The sequence below is a fragment of the Streptomyces sp. NPDC002176 genome (assembly GCF_044903645.1).
Lineage (GTDB): Bacteria > Actinomycetota > Actinomycetes > Streptomycetales > Streptomycetaceae > Streptomyces.
This window is the reverse complement of sequence record NZ_JBJDQW010000005.1, coordinates 417,719-430,679: the sequence shown is the minus strand read 5'-3', so window position 1 is coordinate 430,679 and position 12,961 is coordinate 417,719. Positions and strand designations below refer to the sequence as shown.

General features: G+C 70.6%; 16 protein-coding genes. 9 read left to right on the top strand and 7 right to left on the bottom strand.

All coding sequences use genetic code 11. The features are described 5' to 3' along the window. Positions 1 to 57 precede the first annotated feature (57 nt). Positions 58 to 1,488 (top strand): YibE/F family protein, encoded by a 1,431-nt coding sequence (locus ACI2LY_RS24805; RefSeq protein WP_404709078.1) that lies wholly within the window; start codon positions 58 to 60, stop codon positions 1,486 to 1,488. A 101-nt stretch (positions 1,489 to 1,589) separates the two neighbouring features. On the opposite strand, the gene ACI2LY_RS24800 is transcribed toward ACI2LY_RS24805, so the two are convergent. From ACI2LY_RS24800 to ACI2LY_RS24785, 4 genes are all read right to left on the bottom strand, one after another. After that, a complete protein-coding gene (locus ACI2LY_RS24800) occupies positions 1,590 to 2,027 on the bottom strand; it encodes an SsgA family sporulation/cell division regulator (RefSeq protein WP_161147327.1) in 438 nt (145 codons plus the stop codon). 97 nt (positions 2,028 to 2,124) lie between these two features. Further along, positions 2,125 to 2,982 (bottom strand): IclR family transcriptional regulator, encoded by an 858-nt coding sequence (locus ACI2LY_RS24795; protein WP_404709077.1) that lies wholly within the window; start codon positions 2,980 to 2,982, stop codon positions 2,125 to 2,127. A gap of 203 nt (positions 2,983 to 3,185) precedes the next feature. Beyond that, positions 3,186 to 3,398 carry a DUF5326 family protein gene (locus ACI2LY_RS24790; RefSeq protein WP_393913284.1) on the bottom strand — a complete coding sequence of 71 codons (213 nt, stop codon included), beginning with the start codon at positions 3,396 to 3,398 and terminating at the stop codon, positions 3,186 to 3,188. Between the two features lie 130 nt (positions 3,399 to 3,528). Beyond that, positions 3,529 to 3,846, bottom strand: a complete 318-nt coding sequence (locus ACI2LY_RS24785) for a cupin domain-containing protein (RefSeq protein WP_389003593.1) — start codon at positions 3,844 to 3,846, stop codon at positions 3,529 to 3,531. Between the two features lie 59 nt (positions 3,847 to 3,905). On the opposite strand from ACI2LY_RS24785, the gene ACI2LY_RS24780 reads away from it, so the two are divergent. The 5 genes from ACI2LY_RS24780 (at position 3,906) to ACI2LY_RS24760 (ending at position 7,600) form a co-directional block, all read left to right on the top strand. Beyond that, a complete protein-coding gene (locus ACI2LY_RS24780; protein WP_389003596.1) occupies positions 3,906 to 4,283 on the top strand; it encodes a phage holin family protein in 378 nt (125 codons plus the stop codon). A gap of 7 nt (positions 4,284 to 4,290) precedes the next feature. Further along, positions 4,291 to 4,782, top strand: a complete 492-nt coding sequence (locus ACI2LY_RS24775; protein ID WP_404709076.1) for a low molecular weight protein-tyrosine-phosphatase — start codon at positions 4,291 to 4,293, stop codon at positions 4,780 to 4,782. Then, on the top strand, positions 4,779 to 5,930 hold the full coding sequence (locus ACI2LY_RS24770) for a cystathionine gamma-lyase (protein WP_404709075.1): 1,152 nt from the start codon (positions 4,779 to 4,781) through the stop codon (positions 5,928 to 5,930). The genes ACI2LY_RS24775 and ACI2LY_RS24770 overlap by 4 nt, the downstream gene beginning before the upstream one ends. A gap of 192 nt (positions 5,931 to 6,122) precedes the next feature. Next, positions 6,123 to 7,028, top strand: a complete 906-nt coding sequence (locus tag ACI2LY_RS24765) for a LysR substrate-binding domain-containing protein (protein ID WP_404709074.1) — start codon at positions 6,123 to 6,125, stop codon at positions 7,026 to 7,028. Positions 7,029 to 7,117: 89 nt separating this feature from the next. Further along, positions 7,118 to 7,600: an NUDIX hydrolase gene (locus ACI2LY_RS24760; RefSeq protein ID WP_350900782.1), complete on the top strand. Its 483-nt coding sequence runs from the start codon at positions 7,118 to 7,120 to the stop codon at positions 7,598 to 7,600. Positions 7,601 to 7,615: 15 nt separating this feature from the next. Here the strand turns inward: ACI2LY_RS24760 and ACI2LY_RS24755 are convergent, their stop codons facing one another. Further along, positions 7,616 to 8,848, bottom strand: a complete 1,233-nt coding sequence (locus ACI2LY_RS24755) for a globin domain-containing protein (protein WP_404709073.1) — start codon at positions 8,846 to 8,848, stop codon at positions 7,616 to 7,618. Positions 8,849 to 9,190: 342 nt separating this feature from the next. Here ACI2LY_RS24755 and ACI2LY_RS24750 point away from each other — a divergent pair, with 342 nt between their 5' ends. Beyond that, complete coding sequence (locus tag ACI2LY_RS24750) at positions 9,191 to 10,057, top strand: GNAT family N-acetyltransferase (RefSeq protein ID WP_404709072.1); 867 nt, start codon at positions 9,191 to 9,193, stop codon at positions 10,055 to 10,057. A 63-nt stretch (positions 10,058 to 10,120) separates the two neighbouring features. On the opposite strand, the gene ACI2LY_RS24745 is transcribed toward ACI2LY_RS24750, so the two are convergent. After that, positions 10,121 to 10,540 (bottom strand): heme-binding protein, encoded by a 420-nt coding sequence (locus ACI2LY_RS24745; protein WP_401639098.1) that lies wholly within the window; start codon positions 10,538 to 10,540, stop codon positions 10,121 to 10,123. Positions 10,541 to 10,638: 98 nt separating this feature from the next. Next, a complete protein-coding gene (locus ACI2LY_RS24740) occupies positions 10,639 to 11,847 on the bottom strand; it encodes an MFS transporter (protein ID WP_404709071.1) in 1,209 nt (402 codons plus the stop codon). Positions 11,848 to 11,991: 144 nt separating this feature from the next. Between ACI2LY_RS24740 and ACI2LY_RS24735 the strand changes: the two genes are divergently transcribed. Both ACI2LY_RS24735 and ACI2LY_RS24730 read left to right on the top strand, forming a co-directional pair. Beyond that, positions 11,992 to 12,450: a MarR family winged helix-turn-helix transcriptional regulator gene (locus ACI2LY_RS24735; RefSeq protein WP_389003618.1), complete on the top strand. Its 459-nt coding sequence runs from the start codon at positions 11,992 to 11,994 to the stop codon at positions 12,448 to 12,450. 10 nt (positions 12,451 to 12,460) lie between these two features. Next, the gene (locus ACI2LY_RS24730) at positions 12,461 to 12,913 is read left to right on the top strand and encodes a GNAT family N-acetyltransferase (protein ID WP_404709070.1); all 453 of its coding nucleotides are present in this window, start codon (positions 12,461 to 12,463) and stop codon (positions 12,911 to 12,913) included. The last annotated feature ends 48 nt before the right edge of the window (positions 12,914 to 12,961 follow it).

The window sequence follows — 12,961 nt, the reverse complement described above, 5'->3', positions numbered from 1 at the left end:
GCGCCCTGTGTGACGGGATGAACAGTGGGCCTCCCCCGTTCTTGCAATGATCGGGCCGTGACCACGACGCAGCAGCCTCCCTACCCTCCCCCCGGCCCACCCCACCGGCCCGGCTCCGGACCAGGCCCCGGCGACGGGAGCGGGCACGGGTCCGGCCCCGGAAACGGCCATGGCGGTCATGGCGGTCATGGCCACTCTCACAACCACGGCCCCGCCGCGCCGGTCTCCAGACATCTGCGCAAGGTCATCGCGGCCATCCTGATCCCGTTCAGCGCGGCCGTCGTCGTGGGTCTGGTGGTGCTCTGGCCCGGAGGCGCGCCCCCGCACCAGCGCTCCGGGGTCGGCTTCGACCGCCAGACCCAGCAGGCCACGGTCACCCAGGTCACCTCGGTGAGCTGCCAGGTCGGCGGGGTGGGCGGGGGAGCCCCGGCCGGTGATCCCTCGGCCACGGGCGCGGGTCCGGCTGCCCAGGAGGACAAGAAGGGCCCCTGCAAGAAGGCGATTGTCCGGGTCGACACCGGCAAGGACAAGGGACGCACCTTCACCGAGCTGGTGCAGCCGGACCAGACCCGGCAGTTGCACCAGGGCGACAAGGTCGTGGTCGCCTACGAGCCCAAGGCGCCGAGGGAACTCCAGTACGCGGTCACCGACCTGGACCGCAAGTTCCCCATGGCCCTGCTCGCCGGGATCTTCGCGGTCGCCGTCGTGGTGGTGGGCCGACTGCGCGGTGTCATGGCGCTGGTGGCCCTGGCCGTCAGCTTCATGGTGCTCACCCTGTTCATCCTGCCCGCGATACTCCAGGGCTCGAATCCGCTGCTGGTGGGCGTGGTCGGGTCGAGCGCGATCATGCTCATCGCGCTGTACATGTGCCATGGCCTGTCCGCGCGGACCTCCGTCGCGGTGCTCGGCACCCTCGTCTCCCTGCTGCTGATCGGTCTCCTCGGCTCACAGTTCATCGGCTGGGCCGCGCTCACCGGCAACACGGACGACAACACCGGCCTGATCCACGGCCTCTACCCGTCCATCGACATGAGCGGGCTGCTGCTCGCGGGCGTCATCATCGGCTCGCTGGGCGTGCTGGACGATGTGACGGTCACCCAGACCTCGGCCGTGTGGGAACTGCACGAGGCCAACCCCTCGATGGGCTGGCGCGGGCTCTACCGGGCGGGCATCCGCATCGGCCGCGACCACATCGCCTCCGTCGTCAACACCCTCGTCCTTGCCTACGCGGGCGCCGCGCTGCCCCTGCTGCTGCTTTTCTCCATCGCGCAGAGCGGGGTGGGCACGGTGGCCACCAGCGAGCTGGTCGCGGAGGAGATCGTGCGCACGCTCGTCGGCTCGATCGGTCTGGTCGCCTCGGTTCCGGTCACCACCGCGCTGGCCGCCCTGGTCGTATCGGCGGACCGCCCCGCGCCCGGTACGGCGGCTCCCGCGGCCACCCCGCCCGTCGCGGCCTCCGGCGGCAGGGGACGGCGCCGGAAGCGCTGAGCGGACCGTCTAGACCGTCGGGCCGTGAACCCTTGCAGAAGCGTTTCTTCAAAGGTGCACGGAGCCCGGCGGAACGCTCGGCGCCCCCCGGCCGGGCCACGTCAGCCCGCGCTCTGCTCCTCGGCCAGGATGCGGCCCAGTGCCTCGTCGAGGTGGGTGTCGAAGTCGGCCAGCGCACCCTCCTGCCCGAGCGGCACCAGCTTGTCGGTGCGGTCGAGGAACGCCACGAGCGGCGGGGTGGAGGAGCGGAACAGCGCCTGGTCACCGCCCACCTGAAGCCGGATCAGCACCTCGCCGAGCACCTCGCAGTCGACGGGGGCGATGTGCACATCACCCTCGCCGCACGGCCGGCCGACCCCGTCGATCATCAACTCCCGGCCGAAGACCCAGGTCACCGGGGCGTCACCGGGCAGATGGAAGGTGAGCCGGACCGCATAGGGATCACTCGTCTCGTAGCGCAACTCCACCGGAATACGGAAGGAAAGCTCCTCCGAGACGAGAAAGCTCATCATGACTTCTGCCTGTACGGACTCGCGCATCGCCTACCCCGTCGTATGACATCGACTGGCCGGGTTTAATCCCTGACTGGGGTCAAATCTAGCTGAACGTACATGGCAGATCACAAGGAGTGAGTTTTCAGATGCTGATAGAGAGCGCCAGCGCTCCCATGTGACGGCCCATCTCCGACTGCAACCTCCTTGTCATGCACGGAAGTTGATCAGCCTGATGGGCCGGGAGCGAGATCGCCATCGTCGCGGCGGTTGTACCGACAGTGATCGGCACCGCCGCACAGATCGCTCCAAGGGCGTACTCCTGCCGCTCCACCACAGGTTCCATCCGCCGGGTCCTGGCCAGCCGCCGCAGCAGGGCATCGTTGTCCCGCACGGTGTACGGCGTGAGGGAGCGCACCGGGTAGCGCGCGAGGTGGTCGCGGCGGGCGTCCTCGTCCAGCTGGGAGAGCAGGCACTTCCCGATGGCGTGGGCGTGTCCGGTCTCGCGGAAGTCGGCCCACTCCGCGACGGCCGGGGTCTCGCGCGAGTCGGCCACACACATGACCTCGATCTCGCCGTCCCGGTACATCGCGTAGTACACCGGGGCGCCGATCGAATCGCGCCAGTGCGCAAGGGTGTCGGCCACCGTGCTGCGACGTTTCTGCTGCGCTCCGCTGCTACTCAGCCGGTCCGCCGCGTCGCCGAGGAAGAACCGCCCCTTGTCCCGGCGCAGATAGCCCTCGTGCACCAGGGTGCGCAGCAGGTGGTACGCCGTGGGGAGCGCGAGGCCGGTCTCGCGGGCGAGCTGCTTGGCGGGGGCGCCGTACTCGTGCCCGGCGACCGTCTCCAGCAGGCGCATGGCGCGCTGGACGGAGCCGATGAGGGTCGCGGAGTGCTTGTCGGGGGCGGTGGCGGCGGGGGGCCGCTGCATGGGGGGCGCGCAGGACCGCGCCGGAGCCGGGGGTGCGTGGGGTCCTGCCGGGGCGGTGTCGACCGTGGCCAAGGATTTACTCCCGAAGCGCGGAGGTGGGGGCGGCCCGTGCGGGGTGGACACGGGTGGGGTGCGTGCCGCCCGTGGGGTTCGGGGCCCCACGGAGGTTCCGGACTCTAACCGTCCACCACCGCGCGCGGACGGCCTGCCGGGGAAACTTCCCCCGCCCGAGGGAACCGGCGATCCGTGTTACCGCTCCCCGGCTCCCGCGCGCGTCACCAGTCGCCGCGCGAGGAGGAACCGGCGGTGAACTTCCGCACCACGTAGATGAGTCCGCCGACCAGGGCGACGAAGAGCAGCAGCTTGAAGAGCAGACCTATCAGGAAGCCGACCACGGTCGCTATCAGCCCGCCGAACACGACCAGCGCGATGACCGGCACCGCGATCCACTTCACCCACCACGGCATCCCCGTGAAGATCTCTCGCATCGCCTCGTCCTTTGCGCTAGCGGTTCTCGATGTCCCGCTTCGATGCTAGAGCCGACGAGGGTCTCCGTGGGGGCCGCGCACCCCTTGTCGTCCCCTGATCCATCCCCTAGGGAACCCTGAGAGCCGACCCTCACGCCTCGGGGGGAGAGAACACCACCATGACCCTCAGGTCCTCGCTGATGTGGTGGAACTTGTGGGCCACGCCCGCGGGTACGTAGACCACGCTGCCCCGCGCGACCTCGGTGGTCTCCAGTCCGACCGTGATCGAGGCCCGGCCGCTGACGACGAAGTACACCTCGTCCTGGAGATGCGGCTTCTGCGGGTCGTGGGAGCCCGCGTCGAGGGCGTACAGGCCGACCGACATGTTCCGCTCGTGCAGGAACTGGAGATACGCGCCCTCGTTGGCGGCGCGCTCCGCCTCCAGATCGTCCAGCCGGAATGCCTTCATCGCCGTCGCCCGCCCTTGCCCCGCCGCCACTCTGATTCTGGTCTGCAACGATCAGACACATGAAGAATCTCGTAGTCAAGACGATCGCCAACGCGGGCGCCCTCGCGGTCGCCGTGTGGCTCCTCGACAAGATCACCCTCACCGGTGACAGCACGGGCAAGAAGGTCGGCACGCTGATCGTGGTCGCGCTGGTCTTCGGCCTGGTGAACCTTCTGGTCAAGCCGGTCGTGAAGGTGCTGACCTTCCCGCTGTTCATCCTGACCCTCGGCCTGATCACCCTCATCGTCAACGCGCTGATGCTGCTGCTGACCTCGTGGGTGTGCGGGCAGCTCAACCTCAGCTTCCACGTCGACGGGTTCTGGACGGCCGTGCTCGGCGGACTGATCATCTCCATCGTCTCCTGGGCGCTGAACCTCGTTCTGCCCGACGAGGACTGATCCGGTCATGACCTACCGCGTCTGTTTCGTGTGCACCGGCAACATCTGCCGCTCCCCGATGGCCGAGTCGGTCTTCCGGGCGCGCGTCGCCGAAGCCGGACTCGACGGCCTGGTCGAGGTCGACAGCGCCGGTACCGGTGGCTGGCACGAGGGCGACGACGCCGACCCGCGCACCGTGTCCGTCCTCGACGAGCACGGCTACGGCACCGGGCACACCGCGCGGCAGTTCCGGCCCTCCTGGTTCGGCCGCCTCGACCTGGTGATCGCCCTCGACACCGACCACCTCAAGACCCTGCGCCGCCTCGCCCCCACCGAGGAGGACGCGCGCAAGGTGCGTCTGCTGCGCTCCTACGACCCGGCGGCCGACGCCGACCTCGATGTGCCGGACCCCTACTACGGGGGCCGTGCGGGCTTCGAGGAGTGCCTTGAGATGGTGGAGGCGGCGAGCGCCGGACTGCTCGACTCCGTACGCGAACATCTGGAGGAACGGCCCGTATGAACGACAACTCGACCGGCGACGGCACGCGCGCCGTCCGGGCCGGTCTCCCCGAGCCGGTGAAGCACGAGCCGACCCTGCCGGGCCCGGTGTTCGCCGCGCACTTCCACCTGCCTGGCGAGGTCAGCGGCCCGTACTCCTACGGCCGCGACGGCAACCCCACCTGGACCCTGCTGGAACGTGCCATCGGCGAGCTGGAGGCGCCCGGCGACGACGACGCCGAGACGCTGGTGTTCGCCTCCGGGATGGCCGCGATCTCCGCCGTGCTCTTCTCCCAGCTGCGCTCCGGCGACACGGTCGTACTGCCCTCGGACGGCTACCAGGCGCTCCCCCTGGTCCGGGCCCAGCTGGAGGCGTTCGGCATCGAGGTGCGCACCGCGCCCACCGGCGGCGACGCCCAGCTCGACGCGCTCGACGGGGCACGGCTGCTGTGGATCGAGTCGCCGTCCAACCCCGGGCTCGACGTGTGCGACATCCGGCGGCTGGTGAAGGAGGCACACGCGCGCGGCGCGCTGGTCGCGGTCGACAACACCCTCGCCACACCGCTCGGGCAGCGTCCGCTGGAGCTGGGCGCCGACTTCGCCGTGGCCAGCGGCACCAAGCAGCTCACCGGGCACGGTGACGTCCTGCTGGGTTACGTCGTCGGGCACGCGGGCGAGGCGATGGACGCGGTGCGCCGCTGGCGGAAGATCGTCGGGGCGATCCCCGGCCCGATGGAGGCGTGGCTCGCCCACCGCTCGATCGCCACGCTCCCGCTCCGCGTCGACCGGCAGAACGCCACGGCGCTCGCGGTGGCCGAGGCGCTGCGCGGGCGTCCCGAGGTCTCCGACCTGCGGTACCCGGGGCTGCCCGACGACCCGTCGCACGCGGTCGCCGCGCGGCAGATGCGCCGCTTCGGCTGCGTGGTCTCCTTCACGCTGCCCAGCCGCGAGCGCGCCGAGCGGTTCCTCGAGGCGCTGCGTCTGGTCGAGGACGCGACGAGCTTCGGCGGGGTCCGCTCCACGGCCGAGCGGCGTGGCCGCTGGGGCGGGGACGCGGTACCGGAGGGCTTCATCCGCATGTCGGTCGGGGCCGAGGACGCCGAGGACCTGGTGGCGGACGTGCTGCGGGCCCTGGATGAGTCCGCCGAGGCCGCCGAGTCCGCGGGCTGAAGGCGGTGCGGACGGTCCGAGCCTCCCCCCTCGTGGCTCGGACCGTCACCGGTTCCGCGCGCGAAGAACCGCGCGAACAAGGCTAGTTGACTCTGCGTCAGTGTCCAATCACGGTAACGACAGAGACCTATCGACTTATTTATAGTTGGGTTCTGCCCGGCCGCCGGAGGAGGCAGGGAAAGGGGACCCCGCATGGACCTGGCCCTGCTGCGGACCTTCGTCACCGTGCACCGGGCAGGCTCCTTCACCCGCGCCGCCGCCCTGCTGGGCCTGTCCCAGCCCGCCGTCACCTCCCAGATCCGCACGCTGGAGCGCCAGCTCGGCCGCCCCCTCTTCCTGCGGCAGGCCCGCGGGGTGACACCTACGACCATCGGCGACGAGCTGGCCCACAAGGCCGCACCGCATCTCGACGCCCTGGTGGAGATAGCCGAGAGCGGCCTGGACGACGAGTCCTCGCTGCGCACACTGCATCTGGCCGGGCCCCCGGAGTTCACCGCCGAGCGCGCACTGCCCGCCCTGACGGAGCTGACCGGCGCCGACGGACAGGGCCTCGCCCTGCGCGCCTCCTTCGGCACCGCGGAGGAAGTACTGGAAGGTCTCGCGGCAGGCCATCACGAGCTGGCCATCAGCACGCTCCGGCCGCGCGGTGCCCTGCTGAGCGCGAGCCCGCTCTGCGACGAGGAACATGTGCTGGTCGCCGCCCCGCGCTGGGCCGAGCGGATCGGTCCGGAAGCGCTACGGCGGACAGGCGCGGCCGCGCTGAAGAACCTGCCCGTGGTCGAGGTCCACGAGTCGCTGCCCTTCGTCTCGCGCTACTGGGCCGCCGTCTTCGACACACGTCCGGGGGTCTCGGGCACGGTCATCGTCCCCGACCTGCGCGCCGTGCTGGCCTGCGCCGGGGCGGGCGCCGGGCTCGCGGTGCTGCCCCGCTATCTGTGCGCCACGGCTCTGGACCGCGCCGAGGTGGTGCTGCTGCACGACCCGGCCGTGCCGCCGCTGCGGACGTACTTCCTGGTGGTGCGCACCGGATCGCTGGCCCTGCCCCATGTGGCACGGGCGCACGAGTGGCTTCAGCGGGCGGCCTCTCACTGGTGCTGAAGAGGCTTTCCTCCGGGAATGCCGCCACCTCGGGCGGCCGAAGTCGCCTGCGATGTTTCACGTGGAACCAGCCGGGCCACATTGTTCCCATGACCGTCCGACCCGTGGTCAAGCGCACCGCCCGCGCCGTTCTGCTGGACGGTGACGACCTCATCCTGATCAAGCGCACCAAGCCCGGTGTCGATCCCTACTGGGTCACCCCCGGTGGCGGGGTCGAGCCCGAGGACCCGACCGTCGTGGACGCCCTGCACCGCGAGGTCTACGAGGAACTCGGCGCCAAGATCAGCGATGTCGTGCCCTGCTTCGTGGACACCGTGGAGCACATCGGCGAGGACGGCGGCGCGACCGGGGTGAAGGTCCAGCACTTCTTCGTCTGCCGACTGGAGTCCATGGACCCCGCCCTCCGCCATGGCCCCGAGGTGGAGGAGCCCGCCGGGGAGTATGAGATCGTCCGTATCCCCTTCACCCGGGTCGGCATCGCCTCCGTCCACCTCGTCCCGCTGTCGCTGCGGCACTACCTGGACGGCAACATCGAGGGCGTCCGCGCCATGCACGCCCCCGACCTCGGCTAGCCCGGGCCCACGCACTCAGAAACCGGCGACCACCAGGTCCTCGACGGGGTCGTGCCGTATGCGGGGCGTGGGGACACCGAGCGCCTGCAACGCGGAGACACCGCTGCGGATCATGCCGGGCGGACCGGAGAGATAGGCGTCGTAGTCCCGCCAGGGGCCGCGCGCCCGCACGGCGTCGTGGAGGTGGCGGTCCTCCCGGTCGATGACCGACCGGACGGATATCCAGGGGTGGGCCTGCCGCAGCCGGAGCAGGGTGTCGATGTCGTACAGGCCGTGGTCGTCGCGCGCGCTGTAGAACACCTCCACCGGGCGGCGGGCGCCGTGCCGGGCCACCTCCTCGGCCATGGCCTTGATCGGGGCTATGCCGGTGCCGCCGCCCAGGCAGAGCAGGCCGCTGTCGGTGTCGTGGTCGACACTCATCGAGCCGACCGGTGGCCCGAGGCGCACGATGTCCCCGGGGCAGGCGCGGTGGACCAGGGCGTTGGACACCCAGCCTGCCGGGACCGCGCGCACATGGAAGGTGAGCAGGCCGTCGGCGCGGGGTGCGGAGGCGAAGGAGTAGTGCCGCCAGACGCGCGGCCACCAGGGGGTCTCCACACTCGTGTACTGCCCGGCCAGAAAGGGGTACGGCTGGTCGGGGCGCAGCGTGAGGACCGCGACGTCGGGTGTCCGCAGGTCGTGGGTGACGATTTCGGCGTGCCACCAGGGCGGAGCGTCCCGGCCGGCCGTCGCGGCGGCGTCGGTCATGACCTGGGAGATCGTGGCGTAGACCCGGCCCCAGGCCGCCTCCGCCTGTGGGTTCCAGGTGTGGGTGGCGTAGGTGCGCAGGGCGCCGATCAGGCACGCGCCCACAGCCGGGTAGTGCTCGGCCCGAGTGCCGTACTTCCGGTGGCCCCGGCCTAGGTTCCGCAGGTAGTCGACGAGCACGGGGGTGTTGTCGATGTGCTCCGCCGCCGTGAGCAGTGCCCGCAGCAGCCGGTCCCGCTGGGTGTCCATCGCGGGCGGGAACAGGGGCCGCAGCTCCGGGTGGCGCACGAAGAGGAGGGCGTAAAAGTAGGAGGTCACCTTGTCGGCGACGGGCGCGATCTCCGCCATCGTGCGGCGGATGAGCAGCGCGTCCCAGGACGGCTGGCCGAGGGGCCGCGCCGGGCGCGCGACGACCGGTTCGGCCTCGGTTCCGCGGCTCGGGCGTCGGTCGCCGTGGTCCGGCAGGCCGTCGTTCCCCGATGGGGTGGCCGGAGCTTCCATGTGTGGCCTCGCTCGCACTCCTGCGACGGTCTGCGCTCTCCCCCTCGGAAGCGCGTGATCCCCGACGAGACGGAGGACCGCAGCACTCGTTCCGCAGCGTGACACCGTGGCCGGATGCCGCGTCGGGTTACCCGGAAACACAGCTCTTGAAGCGCTTCGTCCGGTTACGCTGTTGGCCGCCAAGCCCCTTACGAGTCCGCTGGGTTGATCGACTTCGGTGTGCGCTACGTCGTGCGGCAGGGGTGTTTCACGTGAAACACCCCTGCCGGAACTGGCCTGAAGCGGTAAGAAGTCTCCGAATCCGGTGGACGTGAAGGGTGTCCTTCGGACAGCCTGACCGGCGTGCCGATCTCTTCACTCGCCGCGCTGCCCATCCGCCGTCTGACTCCGCGCGATCTCACCGCCTGCGCCGACCTCTCCGAGGACCGGGGGTGGTCCCGCGAAGAACACAAGTGGGGACTGCTGCTGACCGCCGGAAACGGCTTCGGCATCGACGATCCCGACGGTGGCCTCGTCGCCGCGTGCGTCGTCACGGAGTACGGCTCCGGGCAGCGGCTGGAGCTGGGTGCCATCGGTATGGTCCTGGTCGCCGAACGCCACTCCCGCAAGGGCGTGGGGCGCCGCCTGATGCGGCACGTCGTGGCCGCCATGGACGGCACTCCCCTGACCCTGCACGCCACGCCCGCAGGCCGCCCGCTCTACGAGGAGATCGGCTTCAAGACCGTGGGCCGGGCGGAGATGCTCATGGGGCACTTCACGCCGGACGGGTCGGAGCCATCGGTGGCGACCCGGGCCGCGACCGCCGAGGATCTGCCGTCGATCCTCCGTCTCGACGCGGAGGTCTTCGGTGCCGACCGCACCTCGGTCGTCGTCCGGCTGCCCGCCTTCGCCGATCAGGTGCGGGTGGCGGAGGAGAACGGCCGGATCACCGGATACGCCACCGCCTGGCCCAACATGCGGACCCATGTCGTCGGCCCGCTGATCGCCCGTGACACGGAGACGGCCAAGGCTCTCATCGGCTCGCTCGCGGCCCGTACCGACCGGCCGCTGCGCACCGATGTGGACGTGCGCCATGAGGAGCTGCTGACCTGGGCGAAGGAGCGGGGACTCGCGCCGGTGATGTCGAATTCCGTCATGGTGCTCGGCGCGGCGGAGCTGCCGGGGGACTGGACCCGCAGGTTCGCACCGCTGACGGTGGCCGCGGGCTGACCTCCGCATGACGACGGCCCCCGCGCTGCGGCGGGGGCCGTCGTCATGGTGTGCGGGGCTCGCTCAGACGAGGGCGCTCACCGCCGCGGTGGCGAAGCCGTGGTCCTGGTCCGGCGCGCCGCCGCCGACACCGATCGCGCCGATCAGCCGACCACCACGGTGGACGGGAACGCCACCGGCGATGAAGAGCAGCGGGCGGTCGAGCGCCGTGGGCAGCGTGTGGAAGAGGCCGCCCGGCTGCACGAGGTCGACCAGGTCGGCGGTCGGCGCGTCGAGCTGGAGAGCGGTGTACGCCTTGCGGGTGCTGGTCTCGCCGGAGATCAGCACGGCCCGGTCGTCCCGGCGGAAGGCGAGCAGGTGGCCACCGGCGTCCAGGACGGTGACGCTGACGGTCACACCGGCGTCCTCGGCCGCGCGCCGGGCGGTGGCGATGAGCAGCTCGGCGTCCTCGATGGTGAGCGGGGCGAAGGTGGTGGTGCTCATGGTGGGGGTCTCCTTGGATGTCTCTGAGGTGGTCCGTCCGGGCCGGGCTGTGTTCGTCACCGGTGCGGACGGGGATCTGTGGGGGCGCCGCGCCGGTCTCAGTGGCGGGCGGGCTCCGGTCGGCCGACGGACGCACCGGAGGCGGTCACCGCGCCGGACCTGGTGTCGCGGCGTTCCAGGGCGGCCGACAGGATGGCGAGCAGCAGGGCGGCCGCAGCGAGGACGGCGCCGACCCAGTTGGGGGCGGTGTAGCCGAACCCGGCCGCGATGACCATGCCGCCGAGCCAGGCGGACAGGGCGTTGCCCAGGTTGAACGCGCCGATGTTCACGGCCGAGGCGAGGGTCGGGGCGCCGTGCGCCTGGTCGAGGACGCGCTTCTGCAGCGGCGGGACGGTGGCGAAGCCGAGGGCGCCGATCAGGGCGATGGTGACGGCCGCCGCGATCTTGTTGTGCGCGGTGAGCGTGAAGAGCGCGAGCACGACAGCCAGGGCGCCCAGCGAGACGTAGAGCATGGGCATCAGGGCGCGGTCGGCGAACTTGCCGCCGATCAGGTTGCCGCCGACCATGCCGAGGCCGAACAGGACCAGCAGCCAGGTGACCGAGCCGTCGGCGAATCCGGCGACGTGGGTCATCATCGGCGCGATGTAGGTGATGGCGGCGAAGACTCCGCCGAAGCCGAGCACGGTCATCGCCATGGCGAGCAGGACCTGGGCGTTCTTGAACGCGGCCAGCTCATGACGCAGCCGCACGCCTTCGGGCTTGGGCACCTCGGGCACGAGTTTCGCGATGCCCGCGAGGCCGATCACACCGAGGAAGGCGACGATGCCGAAGGTCACGCGCCAGCCGATCTGCTGCCCGATGAGCGTGCCCAGCGGGACGCCGATCACATTGGCGACGGTCAGCCCCGTGAACATCATGGCGATGGCGCCGGCCTTCTTCTGCGGTGCCACCAGCTCGGCCGCGACGACCGAGCCGATGCCGAAGAAGGCGCCGTGGGCGAGGGACGCGACCACCCGTCCGATCAGCATGACCGCGAAGACGGGCGCGACGGCCGAGAGCAGGTTTCCGGCGATGAACAGGCCCATCAGCACCATCAGCATCCGCTTGCGCGAGATCTTGGTGCCGAGCACGGTCATCAGCGGGGCGCCGATCACCACGCCGAGGGCGTAGCCGGTGACGAGCAGGCCAGCGGTGGGGATGGAGACCCCGAAATCGCCCGCCACCTGGGGCAGCAGACCCATGATCACGAACTCGGTCGTTCCGATTCCGAAGGCCCCGATCGCCAGGGCCAGAAGCGCGAGAGGCATGAGGGGGTAGACCTTCCCAAACGATTGCAGGAGCGCTTTGCGTGCTTCCACAATAATTGCAGACGCGGGTTAAATGCAATCGCTGGATATTGCGGCAGTGCTCTACTCTGGAGTTCAGCCGCTCCGGGACGGAGGAACACCCCAATGACAGCGACGGACCCCGCGCTCACCGCCCTCGCGCAGGGCTGGTGCGCCCTGTCTCTGCTGCACGGGAGGATCGAGGCGCACATCGAGCGCGCCCTCCAGGCGCAGCACGAGCTGAGCGTGCGCGAGTACTCCCTGCTCGATGTGCTCAGCAGGCAGCACGACGGAGACGGCGGTCATCTGCAGATGAAGCAGGTCGCCGACGCCGTCGTGCTCAGTCAGAGCGCCACCACCCGGCTGGTGACCCGTCTGGAGGACCGCGGGCTGCTGGAGCGCTATCTGTGCCCCACCGACCGCCGGGGCATCTACACCAATGTCACCGAGGCCGGTCTGGAGCTGCTGGAGAAGGCACGTCCGACCAATGACGCCGCGCTGCGCGAGTCACTGGACGCGGCGGCGCTGACTCCCGAACTCGCCCCGCTGGTCAAGGCCGTGGAGTCGCTGCACGTCCCCGCATAGGCTGCGCTTCATGACCGACCTCGACATAAGGCCCGCGACCCCGGACGACATCCCGGCGATCGTGGCCATGCTCGCCGACGATCCGCTGGGCGCCCAGCGCGAGTCACCCGACGACCTGACGCCCTACCTGTCGGCGTTCGAGCGCCTGGACACCGACCCGAACCAGCATCTCGTCGTCGCGGTCCGGGACGGCCGGGTCATCGGGACACTCCAGCTCACGATCATCCCCGGGCTCTCCCGAAAGGGCGCCACCCGCTCCCTCATCGAGGCGGTCCGGGTCCACGCGGACGAGCGCGGCAGCGGCTTGGGCAGCGAGCTGATCGGGTGGGCCGTCGACACCTCGCGCCGCCTCGGCTGCCACCTGGTGCAACTGACCTCGGACAAGACGCGTACCGACGCCCACCGCTTCTACGAGCGGCTGGGCTTCACGGCCTCGCACGAAGGCTTCAAGCTGAGCCTTTGAACGTGTAGTTGATGTCACGAAGGGTCCTGTTTCACGTGAAACAGGACC

Coding starts and splice junctions, on each gene's coding strand:
- ACI2LY_RS24800 (WP_161147327.1), bottom strand. CDS start 2,027: ATGCGCGAGTCCGTACAGGCAGAAGTCATGATGAGCTTTCTCGTCTCG.
- ACI2LY_RS24790 (WP_393913284.1), bottom strand. CDS start 3,398: ATGCGAGAGATCTTCACGGGGATGCCGTGGTGGGTGAAGTGGATCGCG.
- ACI2LY_RS24785 (WP_389003593.1), bottom strand. CDS start 3,846: ATGAAGGCATTCCGGCTGGACGATCTGGAGGCGGAGCGCGCCGCCAAC.
- ACI2LY_RS24780 (WP_389003596.1), top strand. CDS start 3,906: ATGAAGAATCTCGTAGTCAAGACGATCGCCAACGCGGGCGCCCTCGCG.
- ACI2LY_RS24775 (WP_404709076.1), top strand. CDS start 4,291: ATGACCTACCGCGTCTGTTTCGTGTGCACCGGCAACATCTGCCGCTCC.
- ACI2LY_RS24770 (WP_404709075.1), top strand. CDS start 4,779: ATGAACGACAACTCGACCGGCGACGGCACGCGCGCCGTCCGGGCCGGT.
- ACI2LY_RS24765 (WP_404709074.1), top strand. CDS start 6,123: ATGGACCTGGCCCTGCTGCGGACCTTCGTCACCGTGCACCGGGCAGGC.
- ACI2LY_RS24760 (WP_350900782.1), top strand. CDS start 7,118: ATGACCGTCCGACCCGTGGTCAAGCGCACCGCCCGCGCCGTTCTGCTG.
- ACI2LY_RS24755 (WP_404709073.1), bottom strand. CDS start 8,848: ATGGAAGCTCCGGCCACCCCATCGGGGAACGACGGCCTGCCGGACCAC.
- ACI2LY_RS24745 (WP_401639098.1), bottom strand. CDS start 10,540: ATGAGCACCACCACCTTCGCCCCGCTCACCATCGAGGACGCCGAGCTG.
- ACI2LY_RS24740 (WP_404709071.1), bottom strand. CDS start 11,847: ATGCCTCTCGCGCTTCTGGCCCTGGCGATCGGGGCCTTCGGAATCGGA.
- ACI2LY_RS24735 (WP_389003618.1), top strand. CDS start 11,992: ATGACAGCGACGGACCCCGCGCTCACCGCCCTCGCGCAGGGCTGGTGC.
- ACI2LY_RS24730 (WP_404709070.1), top strand. CDS start 12,461: ATGACCGACCTCGACATAAGGCCCGCGACCCCGGACGACATCCCGGCG.